A 20,824-nucleotide genomic window follows, 5' to 3' on the forward strand; every position below is an offset into this window, starting at 1 on the left:
GCGGCCGCCTATGGGGCTGTCCCCGTCAATTAGAAACTGTCTCTCAACCACTGACTCATGCGATGCAGTTTTCCACCCGTTCCGGTCATCCTGAGACCGGAAATTCCTTTCGCCGGATGGCTCTCGAAACTCGCCATCTGCGGATAGATCAGCAGTCCGACCGCCGTCGAGAAAGCCGGCCCCTTGGCGGCTTCGGGCAGCCCCGCCACACCGAGCGGGCGGCCGATGCGCACATTGCGTCCCAGAATCCGGCGCGCCGCTTCCGGCAGGCCGGCCAGCTGACTGGCGCCGCCGGTCAGCACGACACGTTTTCCCACGGCATTGCCGTAGCCGGACTTGTTCAGCCGGTCGCGCAGAAGCTCCAGCGTCTCGTCGATGCGGGCGCGGATGATGCGCGTCATCACCGAGCGCGGGATCTGCAGCGGCATCTCGCCTTCCTCGCCGATCGGCTGGATCGAGACCAGGTCGCGGTCGTCGGCGCTGCCGGGCAGCGCCGAGCCATGCATCACCTTCAGCCGTTCGGCGGCGTCGAGCGACGTCGACAGGCCCTTGGCCATGTCCAGCGTCACGTGATTGCCGCCGATGGCGATGGCGTCGCCATGGACGAACTTGCCTTCCGAAAACACCGAGATCGTCGTCGTGCCGCCGCCCATGTCGATGCAGGCCGCGCCCATTTCGAGCTCGTCATCGACAAGCGCCGCAAGTCCGCTAGCATAGGGCGTCGCCACCATGCGCTCGACCGACAGATGCGAGCGGTTGATGCAGAGCTCCAGATTACGCAGCGGCGCGGCGTCACCGGTCAGCACATGCATGTCGACGCCGAGCTGGTCGCCGACCATGCCGCGCGGATCGCGCACGCCGCGTTCGGCGTCCAGCGAAAAGCCCACCGGCAGCGAATGGATCACGTCGCGCTCGGCCTTCAGCGCCTGCTTGGCGCCGGCGGCAAGTACGCGCTTGATGTCGGCCTCGTCGGCCTGATGCCCGCCAAGGTTGATGGTGGCCGAATAGGTTTCGCTCTTCAGCCGGCCGGCCGTCATGTTGACGATCAGCGAATCCACCGTCAGTCCCGCCATGCGCTCGGCGGCGTCGACGGACAGGCGAATGGCGTGCTCGGCGCGGTCGAGATCGACGACCACGCCCGACTTCACGCCTTGCGACTTCTGATGGCCGATGCCTATCACCTGGATGCGGTGCGAGCGGCCGCGCAACAGCTTGCCGTCCTCGCGCGGCTTCAGTTTCGCCACCACGCAGCAAACCTTGCTTGAGCCGACATCCAGCACGGTCAGCGTGCCGGAGCGGCGCGAAGAGGCATCGCTGTTGCCGCCAAGCCAGCTCATATCTTCGTCTCCGACTTGCGCTTGAGGCTTTGCGGTTTTTCGTTGAGCGCCGCCTGGCGCTGCGTCGCCGCTTCCGGCGTCAGCTGCACGACCAGGCGATCGGAGATGCGCATGTCGATGGCGGCGATATCGCGTGTCAGAAGACCGTTGTCATGATCCATCCGAACCAGCTCGGCGACCGCCTGGTCCTCGCCATCCTCGGGCAGTTTGACGGTGATGCCGTTTTCCAGCTTCAGGTCCCAGCGCCGCTCGCCGATGCGGATATAGCCTTTGACCCGCGCCGCGAGCTCTGGATACTTCTTGATCTTGGCCAGGAAGTCGGGCGCCTTGGCCGGCGCGCCGGCGCCGATGATCAGCGGCAGCAAGGCCTGCTTGCCGCCCGAGAACGGCGCAATCACGGCGCCGGAGCGCTCGATCACGGAAAGCTCTGAACCCTGCTGCCAGAGCGCGAAGGGTTCGCGCTCCTCGACACGCACTTCCAGCGTATGCGGATAGACCTTGCGCACCGCCGCCACTTCGACCCAGGGCAGCGTATCGATGCGCTCGCGCGCTGCCTCGGCATCGAAGCCGATCAGCGACGTCCAGCCATCGAGTTCAAGCCGGTCCAGTATGTCGATCTCCGAGGTCTGGCGGTTGCCGACCACCTTGATCTGGTCGACGGCAAAGCCGGTGCGGGCGGTGATACTCTGGACGATGTCATCGGCATGGCCGCCGAGAATGGCGCCATAGAGGCTGCTCGATGCGATGAGCGAAGCGGACAGGATGGCCGCGGAAAAGCGCGGCGCGACGAAGTCGCCGCCACCCAGGCGCGCCAGCACGCGCACCGGCCGGCGCAGCACGCGCGGCAGTACGAAATGGTCGAACGACAACGGCATGCCGAACAGCGCCGGCCCGGCGCCGCCCCTGCCCTTGTCCTGTCCCCATTTCAACGCAGACACGAAGCGTCCTCCACCATCCAACTCAACAGATCGCCGAACGAATGCCCCGCTTGGGCGGCGATTTCAGGCACCAAAGACGTCGGCGTCATGCCAGGCTGAGTGTTGATCTCGAGCCAGACAATTTCGCCGTTTTCGGAGTGACGATCGTCATAGCGGAAGTCCGACCGGGAAACGCCCCGACAGCCGATAGCCAGATGTGCCTTGAGCGCCAGTGTCTGTATTTTTTGGTAAATATTCGGTGAAATTTTAGCAGGGATTTCGTGTTTTGATCCGCCGGCGACGTATTTTGAATCATAGTCGTAGAAGGAATGGCCTGTCGGGATGATCTCGCAGACGCCGAGCGCCACATCGCCCATGACGGCGCAGGTCAGCTCGCGGCCATGGATGTAGCGCTCGACCATGACGGTCTCGCCATATTTCCATTCGGACGAGCCGATGACCTGCGGCGGATGCGACTGCCCTTCATGCACGATGACAACGCCGAAGCTCGAGCCTTCATTGACAGGCTTCACCACATAGGGCGGCCTCATCGGGTGCTTGTTCTGAATGGCGAAGCGGCTGGCAACCTTCGATTCCGCCACCGCGATGCCGGCAGCCTTGGCAACCTTCTTGGCCTGCTCCTTGTTCATGGCGAGCGCCGAGGCGAGCACACCCGAATGGGTGTAGGGAATCGCCAGATATTCGAGGATGCCCTGAATGGTGCCGTCTTCACCGAACGGACCGTGCAACGCGTTGAAGACAACATCAGGCTTGAGCGCGCCAAGCACGGCGCCGACGTCGCGCGCAACGTCGACGCGGGTAACCTGGTAGCCTTCTTTCTCAAGCGCATCCGCACACGCCTTTCCCGAAGACAGAGACACGGGCCGCTCGGACGAGAATCCGCCCAGGAGGACAGCCACATGCTTGTTCTTCATATCCCGTCATCCCTCTCACGGCGGGCCCGCAACCACGCATTCAGCGACCAGATGGAGTCCGAGTCTCCCGGCAGGTTGCCCCCCAGACGGAAAACGCGGTCGACGCGTCGAACGACTCAAATCAGGAAACGCTTTAGGGCAGAGAATCAGAGAGTTGATTCGCTGGCAAGTGCTTATGATTCCGACAGATTCACTTTCCGCGAAAACGGCGGCAAAAAGCGTGCGGTTGAGTCTTTCGGGCAACGGTCGCGCTGTTGTTTCAGACCGTTTGAAGTTCAAGCATCACATGAACTTCAGCTTGGGCTAACGGCCTACAGGAGTTGCCCGAGGAATTCCTGAACGGCGTGGCCGGGGCGGAAATTGCCGAGGCGCTTGATTTCCCACTGCAGCCTTATGCCGGAATTTACAAGCACCCGGGCGCGCACCGTCTCGCCGAGATATTCGAGGTCGTAGCCGGTCGCGGTTCCGGTGTTGATCATGAAGTTGCAGTGCATCGGCGACATCTGCGCGCCGCCGATCATCAGCCCGCGGCAGCCGGCCTTGTCGATCTCCTTCCAGGCCGAGGTGCCCTCCGGATTCTTGAAGGTCGAGCCGCCGGTCTTCTCGCGGATCGGCTGCACCGTCTCGCGATGCGTCTGGACGGCGTCCATGGCCGCCTTGATCGCCGCCTTGTCTTCCGGCACGCCTTCGAAAATGACGGAGGTGAAGATCAGCCCGGCAGGTGCTGCCGAGTGACGATAGGCATAGCCCATGTCTTCATTGCTCAGCGTGTGCAGATTGCCCTTGCGGTCGAGCGCCCGCACCTCCACGACCCGCTCTCGTGTCTCAACGCCATTGGCGCCGGCATTCATTCTCAGCGCGCCACCGATGGCGCCGGGAATGCCGTGATAGAAATGAAAGCCGCCAATGCCGGCCTCATAGGCGACGGCCGCAACGCGTTTGTCCGGCGTCGCAGCACCCGCCTTGATGCCGGTCGGCGATATGACCTCGGCTTCGCCAAAACCCTTGGCCGAAAGCCTGATGACGAAACCCGGAATACCGCCGTCGCGCACCAGGAGGTTAGAGCCGACGCCGACGACGGTGAGCGGGATCTCCTCCGGCACGGCGCGCAGGAAGGCGGCAAGATCTTCCTCGTCAGCCGGCTGGAACAGCACCTCGGCCAGCCCTCCGGCGCGGAACCAGGTGATCTTGTCCATCTCGGCATTGGGCGTGATGCGACCACGCAGGCCGGCAAGTCGGTCGCCAAGTCTGTCGATCAGATCCTGGCCGCGCATCATGAGACCGCACCGCCAAGTTCCCTGGGCAGCGCATAGGCCCATTGGGTGATGTTACCGGCGCCGAGGAAGACAACGAAGTCGCCGGACTTGGCCAATTCGCGGATGGTGGGGGCGATGGCAGCGGCACTGTCGATATATCGCGCATCGCGGTGACCGCCGGAGCGGATGCGCGACACCAGCGCCTCCGAACTCACGCCGTCGATCGGCTCTTCGCCCGCTGCATAGACCGGGGCCACCATCACCGTGTCGGCATCGTTGAAGCAGACCGAGAATTCGTCGAACAGATCGTGCAGGCGGGTGAAGCGGTGCGGCTGCGCGATGGCGATGACGCGGCCCTTGGTGGCGCTGCGCGCCGCCTTCAGCACCGCTGTGATCTCGACCGGGTGGTGACCATAATCGTCGAAGATTTCGACGCCATTCCACGAACCCGTGTGGGTGAAGCGCCGCTTGACGCCGGCAAAGGACGACAGCCCCTTCTTGATCGCCTCTGCCGAAAGGCCGAGCTCATGCGCGACCGCAATCGCGGCTGTCGCATTGGAGACATTGTGGCGGCCGGGCATCGGCAGGCGCAAGTCCGATATCGTCGTCTGGCCGCCGGTTTTGCGGTCGCGGATCACCACGTCGAACTCGGAGGCAGCACCGGCCATGCGATGGTTGGTGAAGCGCACATCGGCCTGCGCGTTCTCGCCATAGGTGATGACGCGGCGGTCCTCGATGCGGCTAACCAGCGCCTGCACCTCCGGGTGGTCGGTGCACATCACGCCAAAGCCGTAGAATGGCACGTTCTCGACGAACTGGCGAAAGGCCTCTCGCACCTTGTCGAAGCTGCCATAGTGGTCGAGATGCTCGGGATCGATGTTGGTGACGACGGCAATTTCGGCCGGCAGCTTGAGGAAAGTGCCGTCGCTCTCGTCGGCTTCGACCACCATCCATTCGCCATCGCCCATACGGGCATTGGTGCCATAGGCATTGATGATGCCGCCATTGATAACCGTCGGGTCGAGCCCGCCGGCGTCGAGCAGCGTCGCCACCATCGAGGTTGTCGTCGTCTTGCCATGCGTGCCGCCGATGGCGACGGCCTGGCGGAAGCGCATCAGTTCGGCCAGCATCTCGGCGCGGCGCACGATCGGCAAAAGCTTCTCGCGCGCTGCTTTCAGCTCCGGATTGGATTTCTTGATCGCGGTCGACACCACCACCACTTCGGCGGCGCCGATATTCTCGGCCTTGTGGCCGACGAAGCATTCGATGCCCTTGTCGCGCAGCCGCTGCACATTGGCGCTGTCGGCCTGGTCGGAGCCCTGCACCTTGTAGCCGAGATTGTGCAGCACCTCGGCGATGCCGCTCATGCCGATGCCGCCAATGCCGATGAAATGCACAAGGCCGATGGTCTGCGGCATCTTCATCAATGCGTCCCTTTCCTGAAATCCGATACGGTTTTTCTGGACGCAATAGCCTCTGTGAGATCGGCGAGCAACCGTGCCGCGTCCGGCCGGCCGGCTGACTTTGCGCCGGCAGCCATGGCCGCCAGCCGCTCGGGATTGTCCATCAGCCCGCCAATGAGTGCCGCGATGCGCTCGGGCGACAGCGAGGATTGCGGATGCACCTCGCCGCCACCGGCGGCGGCAAGGGCGGCTGCGTTCGCTGCCTGGTCGTGGTCCAGCGCATAGGGATAAGGCACCAGCAGCGCCGGCCGGCCGATGACGGCGATTTCCGAGACCGTCGAGGCGCCGGAGCGCGAAATCACCAGATGCGCGGTGGCCATGCGCTGCGCCATATCGGTGAAGAAGGGCGAGACCTCGACATGGACGCCAAGGGCCGCATAGCCAGCCTTCACCCGCGCCACGTCGTCGGCGCGGGCCTGCTGGGTGATCACCAGCCGCTTGCGTTGCGCATCCGGCAAAAGTGCGACCGCCGCCGGCATGGCATCGGAAAAGAACTGCGCGCCCTGGCTGCCGCCAAACACCAGCAACCGGAACGGCTCCTCGCCTGCGGAGGTCGTGTACGGCGTCTTTGCCGCCTCCAGGATCGGCGGCCGGACCGGATTGCCTGTTATGACCGTCTTGGCGCCGGCAGCACTTTCATCTTCGGGCAGGAAACCGCCGGCAATCGCGTCGACGCGGCCTGACAGCGCCCGGTTGGCGCGGCCCATCACCGCATTCTGTTCGTGGATCAGCGTCGGCACCTTGCGCCGTGTCGCGGCATAAAGCGGCGGCAGGGTCGGATAACCGCCGAAGCCGACGACCGCGTCAGGTTTGATCCTGCCGATGACAGCGGAGGCCTGGCGCACGCCGCGCCAGATCTTCCAGAACGCCCCAAGCAGGGCGACAGGATTTTTCGAGCCCATCGTCGCCGACTGGATCGGATGGATGGCGGCGGCCGGGAAATGGCCGGCAAACCGCTCGGCGCGGTCGTCGGTCGCCAGATGCACACTCCAGCCGCGCTCGATCAGCTCATGCGCCAGCGCCTCGGCCGGAAACAGATGTCCACCGGTTCCACCTGCCGCGAGAAGAATGACACCGCGCGCCATATCACTCCGCCGGCAGGGCGCGCTGCGACAGGGCAAAGCCCATCTGCTTGCGCTTTTCCGGACGCTTGCGCGTCAGCGCCAGCACCATGCCCATCGAGATGGCAATGGCGATCTGTGAAGAGCCGCCATAGGAGATGAACGGCAGAGTCATGCCCTTGGCCGGCATCAGCTGCAGATTGACGCACATGTTGATGACCGACTGCAGGCCGAACACGGTGACAAGGCCGCCGACGGCATAGCGGGTGAAATCGTCATGCTCCTTGAGTGCCGTGTTGAGGCCGCGCAGCACGATGAAGGCGAAGATCGACATGATGAAGAAGCACATGATCAGCCCGAACTCTTCGCCGGCGACCGAAAACACGAAATCGGCATGCGCGTCGGGGATGACGCGCTTGACCGTGCCCTCACCCGGCCCGACGCCGAACCAGTGGCCGTTGATCAGCGCCTCACGGCCCATATCGACCTGGAACGTGTCGCCTTCGCCGGTCAGGAACTTGTCGATGCGGGCGGCGACGTGCGGGAACACGGTATAGGCGGCAAACAGGCCGCTGGCGCCGGTGGCGCCAAGCGCGATGATCCACAGCCATGGCAGGCCGGCCATGAAGAACATGACGCCCCAGGTGCCGGTCACCAGCATGGTCTGGCCAAGATCGGGCTGCGCCACCAAAAGCGAGATGACCAGGATCAAAAGCAGCATCGCGAACAAATTGCCTGGAATGTCAGGCTGGCGCTTGTGTTCGGCGAACAGCCACGCGCAGACGATGACAAAGGCAGGTTTCAAAAATTCCGACGGCTGGATCGACATGCCGACAAACGACACCCAGCGCCGCGCGCCCTTCACTTCGACGCCGATGTAGAGCACCGCCACCATCAGCACTAGCATAATGCACAGGATGACCAACGCCATGCGCCGAATCTGCCGCGATTCCAGGAATGAGACCGCCAGCATCACGCCGAGCGCCGGCACGGTGAAAATGATCTGCCTGGTGGCAAAGTGGAAACTGTCGAGGCCGATGCGTTCGGCCACCGCCGGGCTAGCCGCGAAGGAGAGCACGATGCCCAGCCCCATCAGCGACAGGAACGCCGCCAGGAACCAGCGATCGATCGTCCACCACCAGGTTGCAACCGGGCTTTTGTCGAGACGGCTTTGCATTATCGTGCCCCTCCGATGGGTTTCACACCCTCGATAGCATTCGCAGCTTGCCTGAAGGCTTCGCCGCGAACTTCGAAATTCTTGAACTGGTCGAAACTGGCGCAGGCCGGCGACAGCAACACCGCCACCTCGCCGCTGTCATCCTTGGCCGCGTCGTTCGCGGCATGGTCGACCGCGGCGGCCAGCGTGCCCGAGATTTCATAAGGCACGGCTTCGCCCAGCGTCGCCGAAAAGGCAGGCGCCGCCTCGCCGATCAGATAGGCCTTGGCGATACGCGGGAAGAACCCGCGCAGCGGCTCGATACCGCCTTCCTTGGGCAGCCCGCCGGCGATCCAGTAGATGCGCGGAAAACTCGACAGCGCCGGCGCCGCCGCATCGGCATTGGTCGCCTTGGAATCGTTGACGAACAGCACATGGTCCTTGCGGCCGACCTGCTCCATGCGATGCGCGAGGCCCGGGAAGCTCTCGAGCCCCGCCTGTATCTCGCCGAGGCTTAAGCCGACCTTGAGACACGAGGCCACCGCGGCAAGCGCATTCTGCGCATTGTGCTGGCCGCGCAGCGAACCGATGCCTTCGAGGAAGGCGACGCGGCTGTAGCGGCCATGTACGGCTTCCATCAGATTGGAGCCGTCGGCGAAATAGCCATCGGTCAGCGGCAGCCGCTTGGAGATGCGGATAACCTGCCTGCCCGCCCGTTCCAGCCGGTCGGCGATCTGCGCGCACCAGGAATCGTCGACGCCGACGATGGCGGTTTCGCTGCCGGCGACCAGCCGCTCCTTGATCGAAGCGTAGTGCTGCATGGTGCCATGGCGGTCGAGATGATCGGGCGTCAGATTGAGCAGGATGCCGGCCGTCGGATTGATCGAGGGCGCCAGATCGATCTGGTAGGACGAGCATTCGACGACATAGTGCCGGTCCGCCTGCGGCGGATCGAGCGTCATGACGGCGCGGCCGATATTGCCGCCCATCTGCGTGTCGTGGCCTGCCGATTTCAGGATATGCGCAGTCAGCGCCGTGGTCGTCGACTTGCCGTTGGTGCCGGTGATGGCGATGAAGGGTGCTGTGGGCGCGCGCGCGATCCGCTCGCGGCAGAACAACTCGATGTCGCCGATCACCTCGACGCCGGCGCCGCGCGCAAGTTCCACCGTCCAGTGCGGCTTGGGATGGGTCAGCGGCACGCCGGGCGACAGCACGAAGGCCGAGAATTTCGCCCAATCGGCGCCGCGCAGATCGGCGGTAGCAATGCCCTGGCCGGCGGCCTTGGCGACGCTGTCGGGATTGTCGTCCCAGCCCAGAACGTCGGCCCCGCCCTCGATCAGCGCGCGCGCCGTGGCGGTCCCCGAGCCACCGAGCCCGAAGAGCGAAACGCGTTTGCCCGAGAAGGATGCGGCGGGGATCAAGCGGGCTCCTATCTCAGCTTGAGGGTCGACAGGCCGACCAGCGCCAGGATGACGGCGATTATCCAGAAGCGGATCACCACCTGGCTTTCGGTCCAGCCGAGTTTTTCGAAATGATGGTGGATCGGCGCCATCAGGAAGACGCGCTTGCCGGTCATCTTGAAGTAGCCGACCTGAATGATGACCGACAGGATTTCCACGACAAACAATCCGCCGACGATGACCAGCACGATCTCATGCTTGGTGGCGACCGCAACCGTGCCGATCAGGCCGCCCATGGCCAGCGAACCGGTGTCGCCCATGAAGATTGCCGCCGGCGGCGCGTTGAACCAGAGGAAGCCGAGGCCGGCGCCGATGACGGCGCCGAGCACGACGGCCAGCTCGCCGGTGCCGGGCACGAAATGGATCTGCAGATATTCGGCGAACACGGCGTTGCCGGAGAGGTAGGCGATGACGCCGAAGGACGCCGCCGCGATCATGATCGGGACGATCGCCAGCCCGTCGAGGCCGTCGGTCAAATTCACCGCATTGCCGGCGCCGACAATGACGAAGCAGGAGAACGGCACGAAGAACCAGCCAAGATTGACGATGAATTCCTTGGCAAAGGGGAAAGTCAGCGACGAGGAGAACGGCGCCTGGCCGTTGTGCATGATTACCCAGGCGGCAATGCCGGCGATGACGAATTCCAGCGCCAGCCGTGCCTTGCCGGAAAAGCCGAGATGCGACTGCTTGGTCACCTTGAGATAGTCGTCGTAAAAGCCGATCGAGCCGAAGCCCAGCGTCACCAGCAGCACCACCCAGACATAGATCGAGGAGAGGTTCGCCCACAGAAGCGACGAGCCAATGATGCCGCACAGGATCATCAGCCCGCCCATGGTCGGCGTGCCGGCTTTCTTGAAATGCGTCTGCGGCCCGTCGGCGCGGATCGGCTGACCCTTGCCTTGCCTGAGTCTCAGCGAATTGATGATGGTCGGCCCGAAGATGAAGACGATCAGCGCCGAGGTGATCAGCGCGCCGCCGGTGCGGAAGGTTATGTAGCGGAAGACATTGAAGACCGAGATCTTGTCCGCAAAATCGACGAGCAATGTAAACATGCGATTCCGTCCCCCGGACTAGGTTTGTTTCGTGCCTGCGGCTTCCGCCGGATATTTGCTGAGCAAGGCCTCGACCAGTTTTGAAAAGCCGATGCCTTTTGACGATTTGATCATCACGACGTCACCGGCCTTCAGCCCTGACAACAGCAGCGGCTTCAACTCCTCGGCGCCCGCGCGGTATTCCGAGGTAATTTCGTCGGGCAGGATATCGGCCAGGGCCCGCATTTCCGGACCGCCGAGAAAGACCGTGTTCGTGCCGGTACCGACGATCAATTCGGCCAGGGCGGCATGGAGCTTGGCCGAATGGTCGCCGAGTTCGAGCATGTCGCCGAGCACGGCGATGCGCCGGCCCTCGCCCGTGACAGGCGTCGCGTTGAGCAGCGCCATGGCCGCAGCCATCGACGCCGGATTGGCGTTATAGCTTTCATCGATCAGCGTGATCGGTCCCTTGGGGTGGCGCAGCACGTGGCGCTTGCCGCGACCGCGCTCGGCAGAGAGATCGGCCAGCGCCTCCGCCACCTTGCCGATGTCGGCTTCAACCAGATGCGCCGCGCCGAGAACCGCGAGCACATTCTGCACCATGTGGCGGCCGGGCGCGCCGATGCGGGCGACGATGTCCTGACCGCCGATCCTGGCGGTGATGTCGGAATGATCGGCATGCAGCTCGCATTTGGTGAGCTTGTAGGTCGAGCGGGCGTTTTCGCCGAAGCCGAAGACGTGTTCGACGCCAGCGGCACGCGCCATTTTGTCGAGCAGCTTCCAGCGCCCATCGTCGCGGTTGAGCAAGGCAGCACCGCCGGGCTCGATGCCTTCAAAAATCTCGGCCTTGGCCTTGGCGATCTCGTCGAGATTTTTGAAGAAGCCGAGATGTGCGGCGGCGATCAGCGTGACGATGGCGACATGCGGCCGGACCATCTTGACCAGCGGCCGGATCTCGCCGGGATGGTTCATGCCGATCTCGAACACCGCATAGTCGCAATCGTCCGGCATGCGCGCCAGCGTCAGCGGCACACCCCAATGATTGTTGAAGGATTGCGCCGAGGCATGCACCTTGCCGACGGCCGACAGCACATGGCGCAGCGCTTCCTTGGTGGTGGTCTTGCCGGCAGAGCCGGTCACCCCGATGATCTTCGCCTTGGAACGCTCGCGCGCGGCGACGCCAAGTTTTTCGAGTGCCGCCAGCACATCCTGCACGACGATCATCGGCGCCGTCAGCCGCCCGAGCGATGGCAGTTTGCCTTCGGCGACAACCAGAACGCCGGCGCCGGCCTTGATCGCCGCGGTCGCGAAATCATGGCCGTCCATCGCCTCGCCTTTGATGGCGAAGAAGGCGTCGCCCGGCTGCAGGCTGCGGCTGTCGATCGAGATCCCCGATATGCCCTCCGGCATTGGCCCGAGCGGCCGTCCGCCCATGGCGTCAACCAGCGCATCGGCAGTCCAGAGCACGCTCATGCGGCCCGCTCCCGCAACGCCGAGCGAACTTCCTCATGGTCTGAGAAAGGAAATGTCTCGGCGCCGATGGTCTGGCCTTCTTCGTGACCCTTGCCGGCAACGATCAGCGTGTCGCCGGCCTTGAGCATGGCGACCGCTTCGTGGATCGCCTTGCGGCGGTCGCCGATCTCGATGGCGCCGGGCGCCGCCGCCAGGATCGCGGCGCGGATCGTTTCCGGCACTTCCGAACGCGGATTGTCGTCGGTGACGATGACGATATCGGCAAGCCGTGTGGCGATCTCGCCCATGATCGGCCTTTTTCCCCGGTCGCGGTCGCCGCCGCAGCCGAACACGACAATGACGCGGCCGGTGGTGAACGGGCGCACAGCGGCCAGCACATTTTCCAGTGCGTCCGGCTTGTGGGCATAATCAACATAGACCGGCGCACCATTGGCGGTCGCGCCGACAAGGTCGAGCCGGCCTGGCGCCCCCTGGAGTTTCTCCAATGCCATCAAGGCCTTGGCGACTGGTGTTCCAGTGGAAATCGCCAGACCGGCCGAAACCAGGGCGTTGGTGATCTGGAAATCACCCGCCAACGGCAGGTCGATCTCGTAGAGCACGCCATCGGCTTCGACCTCGGCGCGCTGGCGGTGGCGCTCGTGCTCGACCCGCTTCAGCTTGAGGAAATCGCCGTGGCGGCCGACCGTCAGCACTTTGAGCCCGGCCGTCTGCGCTGCCTTGACTGTCGGCGCAGACCACGGATCGTCGGCGAAGATGATGGCCGGCGCGCCTTTCGGCAGCAACGCATCGAACAGGCGCAATTTTGCGCGGTGATAGTCCTCGACCGTCGGATGGTAGTCCATATGGTCGCGGCCGAGATTGGTGAAACCACCAGCGGCGAGCTTGACGCCATCGAGACGGCGCTGGTCGAGACCATGGCTGGAGGCCTCCATCGAGGCATGGGTGACGCCGGCCTCCGCCAATTCCTGGAGCAATTGGTGCAAAGCCACTGGATCGGGCGTGGTCAGCGATCCATACTCGTTGCGGCCCGGCGCCACCACGCCGGTGGTGCCGATTGAAGCGGCGGCCAAGCCGGCCTGCTCCCAGATCTGCCTGGTGAAGGCAGCGACCGACGTCTTGCCCGCGGTGCCGGTCACTGCGACCATGGTCTCAGGCTGCTTGCCGAAGAAACGCGCGGCGCTCAGCGCCAGCGCCAGACGCGGATCATCGACGCTCAGCACCGGAACCGACAGGCCGGCAATCGCGCTGGCCTTACCCACAACAACCGCCGCCGCGCCGCGTTTTGCCGCATCGGCAGCATAGGCGGCGCCGTCCGCCTTGCTGCCGGCGAGCGCGAAAAAGACGACGCCGGGTTTGACCTGGCGGGAATCCGACGAAATCCCGGTTACCTCCAGATCGCGGGACGCTGTTCCCTCGACAGGCAGGATACCGGCTAAATCTTTCAGGTACATCGAACCCCGTTCATCGCAACAAAATAGCGCGCAGTTGCCGGCGCGCCCCAAGAATCACTGATAGGAAACCAGCGTTGCACCATTTTCATGGCTGAAATCTGGCTTCACGCCAAGCATGGCCGCTGCCCGCCGGATGATATTGCCGGCCATAACCCCCGCATTGTTGGCGGCAACGTCGGTCATCCCGGGCTTTTCCGGGTGCGGAGCGTCGGCAATCGTAAACACCAGATATTGCGGATCGTCCATCGGGAAAGCGGCGACGAAGGTGTTGAAATTCAGTTCCTTCGAGTAGCGGCCATTGATGACCTTCTCGGCCGTTCCAGTCTTGCCGCCAACGCGGTAGCCAGGGGCCCTGGCGTTTCTGGCCGAGCCCTTCTCGGCATTGAGCGTGTAGAGGTAACGCATGCCCTCCACCGTCTTTTCGCTGACCACTCTCTTGGCCACCGCCATGGCTTCCTGCTGGCTGCGGACCAGGAATGTCGGCTGGATCAGGTAGCCCTGCATCAGTGCCGCGCAGCCGACCGCGGCCTGCAGCGGCGTCGTCGACACGCCATGGCCGAAGGCGATGGTGAACGAGTTGACCTGTTTCCAGACCTTGGGCTCGGTCGGGCGTGCGACCTCAGGCAGTTCGGTCTGCATCCTGTCCAAAAGGCCGAGGCGATGCAGGAATTCGCGGTGCCCCTCGATGCCGACCAGCTCGGCCTCGCGGGCCGATCCGATGTTGGAGGAATAGAGGAACACTTCCGGCAGCGACAGCACGCGGTTCTTGCCATGAAAATCGTGGATGGCCTGATGGCCGACACGGATCGGATGCGACGCGTCGAAACGGCTGTTCATGTTAGCCTTGCCGGAATCGAGTGCCATCGCCGAGGTAAAGCTCTTGAAGGTCGAGCCCATCTCGTAGAGGCCGGCGGACATGCGGTTCAGCCGGTCCTTGTCTTGCGCATTAAAGGGATTGTTCGGATCGAAATCCGGCACCGAGGCCATGGCCACCACTTCGCCGGTCTTGATGTTGAGCACGACGGCGCCGGCGCCCATGGCGCGATAGCGTTCGAGGCCGGCGGCGATCTCGTCGCGCACCACATGCTGGACGCGCAGATCGATCGAAAGCTGCACCGGCTTCAGGTCCTTCGCCACCGCAAGGCCAGAGGCCTGCAAGTCGCTTAAGCCCTGCTCGTCGATGTATTTCTCCATGCCAGAGATGCCCTGATTGTCGATGTTGGTGAGGCCGACAATGTAGGATGAGGTCACGCCGGCCGGATAGAAGCGGCGCTTTTCGGTGCGAAAGCCGATGCCTGGAATACCAAGCTGCATGATGTCGGCTTGCTGCTTGGGCGTCAGCTGCCGCTGCAGCCAGACGAAGCCGGCGCCGCTCTTCAGCTTGTGGTAGGTCTGCTCGGGATCGATATCGGGCAGAATGGTCGACAGCTTTTCGATCGCCTCGTCGGCATCGACGATGCGGCGCGGCTCGGCAAACAGCGATGCCGTCTTGATGTCGGTCGCCAGCACCTCGCCGTTGCGGTCGACAATGTCAGGCCGCGATGCCGTCACCCGGCTCTGCGGCCCGTTCGACATGTCGGGGTTCTGGAAACCGAGATAGACCAGCCGTCCGGCGATGGTGGAATAGATGCCGAAGAACACCGCCATCGTCATGATGATGCGGGTCTTGGCCTTGCCGCCGGTCGCCTTGCGCGCGCCTTCGACGACGATCGAGCCGTCCTCGCCGGTCCTTGCGCGCCGTTTCAGCAACCCACCGATCTTCGGAAGCTTGACGCTCATTGGAAACCCGACGGTCATTGCACGATGGCTCCGGTCACTACGGGATCCTTGCCAGCCGGTCCTTTGCCGGAATTATCGGCCATGCCGCCGAGCCGCTGCGACGACAGGTCCTCGATGTTGAGCGGTTTTGCCGGCAGGTCGTCGATCCCGACGATCTGCCGCGCATTGACCGGCTCGAGTGCGAGCTGCGATTTGTAGGTTTCAGCCAGCTTCTGCAGGCGCGACGGCTGGGTCAGCAGGCTCCAGTCGGCCTTGAGCAGGTCGATCGTGTCCTCCTCATAGCGGATCTGCGCCTCGATCTTCTGCACCGAAGCCAGTTGTTCCTCGGCCTCGCGCTTGGCCTTGTAGGTCAGAGCCGCGGCCGAGACCATGACGGCGATCAGGACTATGTCGCTGGTTCGAAACAATTGTTCACCTCTCTCGCGGCGCCTGGATGCCGGGAAGCTTTGGAAGGCCGAAAATAGAAAGATCACCGGCGCGCGCCGGCGCCTCGGTGCGGATCGCAGCGCGAAGCCTGGCGGAGCGCGCCCGCGGATTGGCTGCTATTTCAGCGTCGCCGGGCGTCACGCCGCCACCGGCCTTGCGGAAGGTGGCGCTGCGTGCATGCGCCTCGGGCATATGGCGCGAGCCAGTCACCGCGTCGGCGCGGTCGGCGATGAAGCGCTTGACGATGCGGTCTTCCAGCGAATGGAACGTCACCACGGCAAGCCGCCCGCCGGGCTTCAGCACGCGCTCTGACGCCACCAAGGCTTTGGCCAGTTCGCCAAGCTCGTCATTGACGAAAATGCGCAGCGCCTGGAAGACGCGGGTGGCCGGATGGATCTTGTCCTTCGGCGCGCGACCGATATGCGTCTCGATGGCGTCGGCAAGGTCGAGCGTGCGCTCGAACGGGCGTTTTTCGCGCCGGCTCTCGATCATGCGGGCGATGCGGCCGGCGTTGCGCTCCTCGCCAAGGAAGCCGAAGATGCGGGCAAGATCGCCCGTCTTGAACGAATTAACGACATCGGCAGCGCTCAAGCCGGCCTGTGCCATGCGCATGTCGAGCGGCCCGTCGGCGCGGAACGAAAAGCCGCGTTCAGCCTGGTCGACCTGCATGGAGGAAATGCCGATGTCGAGCACAACGCCGTCGGCGCTTTCGACCTGCTCGTCCAGCGTCGAGAACGGTGCCTGCACCAGCCTCAGCCTGCCTCCGGATTGCTGTTCCAGGGTCCGCCCCGCGGCGATGGCGTCCGGATCGCGATCGATCGCCACCACCGAGGCGCCGCTCGCCAGGATCGCCTTGGTGTAGCCGCCAGCGCCGAAGGTACCGTCGACGATCACATCGCCAGCTTTGGGCGAGAGCGCTTCCAGCACTTCGGCAAGGAGGACCGGAATGTGACGGACCGATCCGCCAACGGCGCTGATATCATCGCCGTGATCCGCCATCATTCCGGTCGCTCCCCAGGCTTCGTCCCCTGCCGAAGCTGCAAAAGCCGGGCGCGCGCCTGCGCCCCGTAGGCGGCAAGCCGCCCGGGTTCCCAAACTTGAAAGAAATTGCCGCGGCCGACAAAAGCCACTTCGCTCGAGATGCCCGTATGCTCGCGGATGAAATCGCTCATCGTGATGCGGCCGTCCTGATCGAGCTTCAGGAACGTCCCGTCGCCATGGCAGAAGAACGACATGTCGTCCGCCGTCTGCAGGAAAGGATCTTCCAGCGCGATGCGCTGCTCGTAACGGTCGAGCAGGTCGAGCCCGCCGACATCCATCGCCGCGACATCCAGGCAACGCAGTGCGTAGAGGTCCGAATAGCCGCGCTTCTGCACGACCGCGCGGAAATGCGCCGGAACGGAGACCCGCCCCTTCGCATCGATCCTGTTCACCGCGCTTGACAGAAACCGGTCCATGACACGCTACAGCCGCTTCCGCCGCCGCACCCCTCTCCATGTTTTCGTCCGCGCTGCTGCGCGTCCCCTGCCGAAAAACTGCTTCGGTCCCAACAGTAAAACCCCGCAAACGCACAGCCGCCGCGGCTGGCCGATTGGCGTACGCTTTACCCTGACGCGGAACGAAGGCTTTGGTATCGAAATGGGATATCATGGGGCACTATGGGCGTCAACGGGAACAGGCTTCACAAACGCGCGCGCCACAACCGGTGAGAGCAGCTTTGACGACACTCCCGTCTTTATCCTCCATTAAGCCTAACGAAGCGTTTAGAGCGGCCTTGGCCCAACCGGAAGCGGCTTGCCGTGCACCGCTGCCGCGCATAGCGTCAGCCGTCTTTCCGCCCAGCAACAAGGTTAGAAAATCCATGTCCGAAACAGCCAGGTCACGCGCGGCCTCCCTTGCCCATCTGCGTCGCGACGGGCTTGCCAAAGGCGACCCCATCCCTTTGCCGCTGACCATGGCTGCCATTTTCCATAATCCAGGCGATGGCGCCGGATACAGTCAGTACGGCCGCTACAGCAACGCCACCTGGGATGCGGTCGAGCATATGCTGGCGCATCTGGAAGACGCTCCATGCGTCGGCTTCCCCTCGGGAATGGCGGCGATCTCGGCGGTGTTTTTCGGCCTGTTGAAATCGGGCGACCGTGTCCTGCTGCCCTCGGACGGCTATCATGCCACGCGCGCGCTGGCCGAGCGTTTCCTGAAGCCATTCGGCATCACCTATGATCTCAGACCGACATCGACCTTTCTCGACGGCGGCTTCGACGGCTACCGCCTTGTCTATGCGGAGACCCCGTCAAATCCGCGATTGGACATCTGCGACATCACAGCCGTCGCCGAGGCTGCCCACCGCGCGGGGGCAACGGTCGTCGTCGACAACACGACGATGACGCCGTTCGGCCAACGTCCGCTCGATCTTGGCGCCGACGTCGTCATTGCCGCCGACACCAAGGCGGCCAACGGTCATTCCGACGTGTTGTTCGGCCATGTCGCCAGCCGCAATCCGGAGATCATTGCCGCCGTCACCGGCTGGCGTGAGATGGCGGGCGGCATTCCCGGACCGTTCGAGGCATGGCTGGTGCATCGCGGCCTGGAGACGCTGGATGTGCGCTTCGACCGCATGTGTTCTTCGGCGGAGGAGATCGCAAAGCGCCTGAAAAACCATCGTGCCGTGAGCGGCCTGCGCTATCCCGGACTGGAAGGCGACCCCTCGCACAACCTCGCCCGCGCCCAGATGGAACGTTTCGGTTTTCTCGTCTCCTTCGAACTCGCCTCAGAGGGCAAGGCCGAGGATTTCATCAACAACTGCACCCTGATGCAGGCGGCGACATCCTTCGGCGGCGTCCACACCTCGGCCGAGCGGCGTGCCAAGCGCGGCGACGCGGTTCCGCCCGGCTTCGTGCGCCTGTCGGTGGGTTGCGAGCCCGTGGAGGAGCTTTGGGCGGCGATCGAGGCATCGCTGGACAAAATCGGCGCTTGAGGCGACCGCTTAGGTGACGACGTCGTCGGCGCCGGCATTGCGCCTGCCGTGCAGGACACGGACAATCTCGATTGCGTCCTCTCGGACGCGATACAGAATGAGATATTCGCTAACGATCAGATGGCGGATACCAGGGGCGATATCATCACGCGGTGCGCCGGAGTATGGATACGTCGCCAGTTGCTGCCGGCGTGCCTCAATCCGATCGAGGAGCCGATCGGCCGCAGGCTCGCTGTCTGGTGCAACGTGCAGCCAGATAGCGATCAGGTCCTCTTCTGCGCGCGCATTGCGGACGATGGGCAGCAAGCTCATGCTGCGTCATCGCCTCTCAATCGTCTGCGTGCTTCGGCCTTGATCTCATCCATCGACGCAAACCGTCCCGGCCCGCTGTCGATCCCCTCCTGCACCAGCCTGCGCAGTTCCTCGACCGTGTAGCCGAGCAGGTCGCGACGGTCTTTCCATTGCCGGAGCGCGTCGCGGATCACTTCGCTGGCCGACGCATATTCACCGGCGGCCACGACATCGTCGACCGCCGCCGCCAGTTCCGGCGAAAGCGTGATGCTGCGTTTGTCGACATGACCCATGACGTGCTCCTTGATCCATCCACCACGATGGCCATGGTACGATTTAATCGCACCAGCTTCAAGAACGTCCATTGCTTTCAGCCCACCCCGCGCGGTTGATTCAACTGCTGAAGCACCTGAATCAAAAGGCGCGCCCAAGGGCGCAACCTGCTGATCTCAAAAGATCTTCGACATCGTGGAGAATTGCCAGCTGGCCTGTAAGCCGGGTTTTGTATGGCCCTCGCCCCTTGCGGAACGAGAACGTGGCGGCCATTCATCTTGGGCGCATGTTGCCATGCGCCTCACGCAACCTACCCGGACGGTGGGCCGGAAACAGCCCTCGAAGGTTTCCCCTCGCACCGTCCCTATTCGGTCTTGCTCCCGGTGGGGTTTACCGTGCCGCTCCTGTTGCCAGTCGCGCGGTGGGCTCTTACCCCACCCTTTCACCCTTACCCCGATAAATCGTGGCGGTTTGCTTTCTGTGGCACTTTCCCTGGGGTCGCCCCCGCCGGCCATTAACCGGCACCGTGTCTCCATGGAGCCCGGACTTTCCTCACCCGCAGCCTTTCGGCTTTGCGGGTGCGGCCGCCCGGCCAGCTGGCAGAGCGTATAAAGGGGTTCACGTTCCAAAACGCAAATGAAAAAGCAGACTTATGCGGGAGATCCAAGGGCCGCCATCTGCACCTTGACCTTGCCGCAATAGGCGGCCGACACCGGGTTCATCCGCGTCGCGGCATGGCCGGCATTGTATTTCAGGATGGTGCCGCAGGTTGTGCCGCCACCGAGGTTGCGCGCCATGGCGAGATACTTCATGCCGTATTTGATGTTGGTGTCGGGATCAAACAGGCCCTTGGCCGAACCGCTGTAACCCATCATCCGCGCCGTTGCCGGCTTGATCTGCATCAGACCGATCTCGCCAGCGCTGCCGACGATGTTGGGCCGGTAATTGCTCTCGATCTTGATCACCGCCTTGGCCAGCGATACCGGCACGCCTTCGGCCGCCGCGTAGCGGGCGATGATCGCCGAATACTGGCCGCCGAGCGCGGCCGCCGCCGTCGATTCCGCAGCGGTGCTTGGGCCGATCGACGCGGTCGTCGACAGGTCGATGCTCTTCCTGCCGCGCTTCAAATGCCTCTTGGCCGTCGCTTTTCTGGCCTTCACCACGGCTGCCTTCTGCACTTTGGCAGTGGCTGTCCTCTTGGCTTTTGGGCTCGCTTTCGTCATGGCGGTTTTGGCGGGGGTGGCGATGAAGCCCTGGTCTGCCCTCTGGCTCAGTGGTGCGGCATCGGCCGCGCTGAAGGCAAAAGTCATCACGCCGGCAGCAATAGCTGCCGTTACAACGGTCAATTTCTGCATGTGGTCCTGTTCTGTCTGGGCCGCGCGAAGATCTTCGCGCAGCAACGCCTAATCAATATCGGAACATTCGGGGGGCTGAAGGTCCGATAACTTGCACGAACTGCCTTTGAGGGCCGAATTGGTGTCGAACAAGGCGAGGCAATTCACTTTCAGTGACAGGCTGTAACTCGAATATCAGGAAAA

20 protein-coding genes and 1 other RNA gene are annotated in these 20,824 nt (G+C 63.6%); 2 read left to right on the forward strand and 19 right to left on the reverse strand.

All coding sequences use genetic code 11. The annotated features are described in order from the left end of the window. Positions 1 to 29 precede the first annotated feature (29 nt). The 15 genes from ftsA to mraZ all read right to left on the reverse strand — a co-directional run bounded on the left by ftsA (position 30) and on the right by mraZ (position 17,202). Positions 30 to 1,337: a cell division protein FtsA gene (gene ftsA / locus ACYHH6_RS27020; protein ID WP_112560390.1), complete on the reverse strand. Its 1,308-nt coding sequence runs from the start codon at positions 1,335 to 1,337 to the stop codon at positions 30 to 32. Continuing rightward, positions 1,334 to 2,275, reverse strand: a complete 942-nt coding sequence (locus tag ACYHH6_RS27025) for a cell division protein FtsQ/DivIB (protein ID WP_352583906.1) — start codon at positions 2,273 to 2,275, stop codon at positions 1,334 to 1,336. The genes ftsA and ACYHH6_RS27025 overlap by 4 nt, the downstream gene beginning before the upstream one ends. Beyond that, positions 2,263 to 3,189 carry a D-alanine--D-alanine ligase gene (locus ACYHH6_RS27030; RefSeq protein WP_352583905.1) on the reverse strand — a complete coding sequence of 309 codons (927 nt, stop codon included), beginning with the start codon at positions 3,187 to 3,189 and terminating at the stop codon, positions 2,263 to 2,265. The genes ACYHH6_RS27025 and ACYHH6_RS27030 overlap by 13 nt, the downstream gene beginning before the upstream one ends. A 311-nt stretch (positions 3,190 to 3,500) precedes the next feature. Beyond that, a complete protein-coding gene (gene murB / locus ACYHH6_RS27035; RefSeq protein WP_352583903.1) occupies positions 3,501 to 4,466 on the reverse strand; it encodes a UDP-N-acetylmuramate dehydrogenase in 966 nt (321 codons plus the stop codon). Further along, complete coding sequence (murC, locus tag ACYHH6_RS27040; RefSeq protein ID WP_352583902.1) at positions 4,463 to 5,869, reverse strand: UDP-N-acetylmuramate--L-alanine ligase; 1,407 nt, start codon at positions 5,867 to 5,869, stop codon at positions 4,463 to 4,465. Before murC ends, murB begins: the two co-directional genes overlap by 4 nt. Continuing rightward, complete coding sequence (murG, locus tag ACYHH6_RS27045) at positions 5,869 to 6,993, reverse strand: undecaprenyldiphospho-muramoylpentapeptide beta-N-acetylglucosaminyltransferase (RefSeq protein WP_352583900.1); 1,125 nt, start codon at positions 6,991 to 6,993, stop codon at positions 5,869 to 5,871. Before murG ends, murC begins: the two co-directional genes overlap by 1 nt. Position 6,994: 1 nt before the next feature. Then, positions 6,995 to 8,146 (reverse strand): putative lipid II flippase FtsW, encoded by a 1,152-nt coding sequence (ftsW, locus tag ACYHH6_RS27050; protein ID WP_112560384.1) that lies wholly within the window; start codon positions 8,144 to 8,146, stop codon positions 6,995 to 6,997. Next, entirely contained in the window at positions 8,146 to 9,546 is a 1,401-nt protein-coding gene (murD, locus tag ACYHH6_RS27055; RefSeq protein ID WP_352583897.1) for a UDP-N-acetylmuramoyl-L-alanine--D-glutamate ligase, read from the reverse strand. The genes ftsW and murD overlap by 1 nt, the downstream gene beginning before the upstream one ends. Before the next feature lie 8 nt (positions 9,547 to 9,554). Further along, positions 9,555 to 10,637 carry a phospho-N-acetylmuramoyl-pentapeptide-transferase gene (mraY, locus tag ACYHH6_RS27060; protein ID WP_112560382.1) on the reverse strand — a complete coding sequence of 361 codons (1,083 nt, stop codon included), beginning with the start codon at positions 10,635 to 10,637 and terminating at the stop codon, positions 9,555 to 9,557. A gap of 18 nt (positions 10,638 to 10,655) precedes the next feature. After that, complete coding sequence (locus ACYHH6_RS27065; RefSeq protein WP_352583896.1) at positions 10,656 to 12,089, reverse strand: UDP-N-acetylmuramoylalanyl-D-glutamyl-2,6-diaminopimelate--D-alanyl-D-alanine ligase; 1,434 nt, start codon at positions 12,087 to 12,089, stop codon at positions 10,656 to 10,658. Continuing rightward, the gene (locus tag ACYHH6_RS27070) at positions 12,086 to 13,540 is read right to left on the reverse strand and encodes a UDP-N-acetylmuramoyl-L-alanyl-D-glutamate--2,6-diaminopimelate ligase (RefSeq protein ID WP_352583894.1); all 1,455 of its coding nucleotides are present in this window, start codon (positions 13,538 to 13,540) and stop codon (positions 12,086 to 12,088) included. Before ACYHH6_RS27070 ends, ACYHH6_RS27065 begins: the two co-directional genes overlap by 4 nt. A gap of 54 nt (positions 13,541 to 13,594) precedes the next feature. Beyond that, the gene (locus tag ACYHH6_RS27075; RefSeq protein ID WP_112560379.1) at positions 13,595 to 15,319 is read right to left on the reverse strand and encodes a peptidoglycan D,D-transpeptidase FtsI family protein; all 1,725 of its coding nucleotides are present in this window, start codon (positions 15,317 to 15,319) and stop codon (positions 13,595 to 13,597) included. Between the two features lie 14 nt (positions 15,320 to 15,333). Continuing rightward, complete coding sequence (gene ftsL, locus ACYHH6_RS27080; protein WP_192258451.1) at positions 15,334 to 15,726, reverse strand: cell division protein FtsL; 393 nt, start codon at positions 15,724 to 15,726, stop codon at positions 15,334 to 15,336. Between the two features lie 4 nt (positions 15,727 to 15,730). Further along, on the reverse strand, positions 15,731 to 16,747 hold the full coding sequence (rsmH, locus tag ACYHH6_RS27085; RefSeq protein ID WP_352583893.1) for a 16S rRNA (cytosine(1402)-N(4))-methyltransferase RsmH: 1,017 nt from the start codon (positions 16,745 to 16,747) through the stop codon (positions 15,731 to 15,733). After that, positions 16,744 to 17,202 (reverse strand): division/cell wall cluster transcriptional repressor MraZ, encoded by a 459-nt coding sequence (mraZ, locus tag ACYHH6_RS27090; protein ID WP_352583892.1) that lies wholly within the window; start codon positions 17,200 to 17,202, stop codon positions 16,744 to 16,746. Before mraZ ends, rsmH begins: the two co-directional genes overlap by 4 nt. Here mraZ and ACYHH6_RS27095 point away from each other — a divergent pair. Together ACYHH6_RS27095 and ACYHH6_RS27100 are read left to right on the forward strand one after the other, a co-directional pair. After that, positions 17,201 to 17,494: a hypothetical protein gene (locus ACYHH6_RS27095; protein ID WP_352583890.1), complete on the forward strand. Its 294-nt coding sequence runs from the start codon at positions 17,201 to 17,203 to the stop codon at positions 17,492 to 17,494. The genes mraZ and ACYHH6_RS27095 overlap by 2 nt on opposite strands. A gap of 112 nt (positions 17,495 to 17,606) precedes the next feature. Further along, a complete protein-coding gene (locus ACYHH6_RS27100) occupies positions 17,607 to 18,722 on the forward strand; it encodes a cystathionine gamma-lyase (RefSeq protein WP_352583888.1) in 1,116 nt (371 codons plus the stop codon). Between the two features lie 9 nt (positions 18,723 to 18,731). Here ACYHH6_RS27100 and ACYHH6_RS27105 read toward each other — a convergent pair whose 3' ends face one another. The 4 genes from ACYHH6_RS27105 to ACYHH6_RS27120 form a co-directional block, all read right to left on the reverse strand. Continuing rightward, positions 18,732 to 19,034 (reverse strand): type II toxin-antitoxin system RelE/ParE family toxin, encoded by a 303-nt coding sequence (locus ACYHH6_RS27105; protein ID WP_352583886.1) that lies wholly within the window; start codon positions 19,032 to 19,034, stop codon positions 18,732 to 18,734. After that, positions 19,031 to 19,306 carry a type II toxin-antitoxin system ParD family antitoxin gene (locus tag ACYHH6_RS27110; RefSeq protein WP_112560374.1) on the reverse strand — a complete coding sequence of 92 codons (276 nt, stop codon included), beginning with the start codon at positions 19,304 to 19,306 and terminating at the stop codon, positions 19,031 to 19,033. The genes ACYHH6_RS27105 and ACYHH6_RS27110 overlap by 4 nt, the downstream gene beginning before the upstream one ends. Before the next feature lie 182 nt (positions 19,307 to 19,488). Continuing rightward, an RNA gene (gene rnpB, locus ACYHH6_RS27115) (RNase P RNA component class A) lies at positions 19,489 to 19,886 on the reverse strand. 50 nt (positions 19,887 to 19,936) lie between these two features. Continuing rightward, the gene (locus tag ACYHH6_RS27120) at positions 19,937 to 20,641 is read right to left on the reverse strand and encodes a lytic transglycosylase domain-containing protein (RefSeq protein ID WP_352583884.1); all 705 of its coding nucleotides are present in this window, start codon (positions 20,639 to 20,641) and stop codon (positions 19,937 to 19,939) included. Positions 20,642 to 20,824 lie beyond the last annotated feature (183 nt).

The sequence above is a fragment of the Mesorhizobium sp. P171375 genome, from assembly GCF_057786075.1.